Here is a 915-nt window from a genome sequence, read left to right as displayed (position 1 = left end):
GCCGACCTGGACAAGGCCGCCGAAGCCGCCGCCGTCGGCGCGTTCGGCAACGCCGGCCAGGTCTGCGCCGGTGTCGAACGCATCTACGTCGTCGAACCGGTCTACCACCGGTTCCTCGACAAGCTCACCGCCGCGGCGATCCGGGTGCATCCCGGTGGCGACGACACCGCCACCTACGGGCCGATGACCCTGCCCCGCCAGGTCGACATCGTGCGCGACCACATCGCGGACGCCCTCACCCGGGGCGGGACCGCGGTGGTCGGCGGCGTGGATGCGGTGCACGAGCGCTACATCGATCCGGTGATTCTCACCGACGTCCCGGAAACCTCTACCGCGGTGCGGGAGGAGACCTTCGGTCCCACCGTGGTCGTCAACAAGGTCGGTGATCTCGACGAGGCGATCGAACGGGCCAACGCCACCACCTACGGGCTCGGGGCGTCGGTGTTCACCCGGAACCGGGCCCGCGGACGCGCGCTCGCCCGCCGCCTGCGCAGCGGGGCCGTGTCGGTCAACTCGGTCTTCAGCTACGGCGCCGTCCCGGCACTGCCGTTCGGCGGGATCGGCGAGTCCGGATTCGGCCGGGTACACGGCGCGGACGGGCTGCGCGAGTTCAGCCGCCCCCATGCTGTCACCGTCGAACGATACCCAGCCCCCATGAAACTGTTCGCGCTCGAACGCTCGGAACGGGACATGACGATCGTCACCTGGATGTTCCGGCTCCGGCACGCACGGTAACAAACCTTCGACACCGATTCACTTCATCCAACCTTCAGGAGGTCCGCCGTGAACACCGAACAACCGACCCCAGCCACCACACCAACAAGCCCCTCGGACATTAAGAGCGTGTCTCATGTGGATGAAGTGATGTGTGGGACATAATGTGACGCGTGGTAGATGAGTTGTCACTGAGGTTGG

The 915-nt window shown here is 66.9% G+C and carries 1 protein-coding gene; it reads left to right on the top strand.

Annotation, left to right across the window (positions count from 1 at the left end):
* A partial coding sequence (locus MLGJGCBP_RS22815) for an aldehyde dehydrogenase family protein (RefSeq protein ID WP_160098224.1) occupies positions 1-735 on the top strand: 735 nt, incomplete at its 5' end.
* Between the last annotated feature and the right edge of the window lie 180 nt (positions 736-915).

Origin of the sequence: Rhodococcus sp. T7, from assembly GCF_009872365.1 — a bacterium.
GTDB lineage: Bacteria > Actinomycetota > Actinomycetes > Mycobacteriales > Mycobacteriaceae > Rhodococcus_F.
Note: the sequence above shows the minus strand (reverse complement) of the source record. Positions and strands in the feature narration are given on the sequence as shown.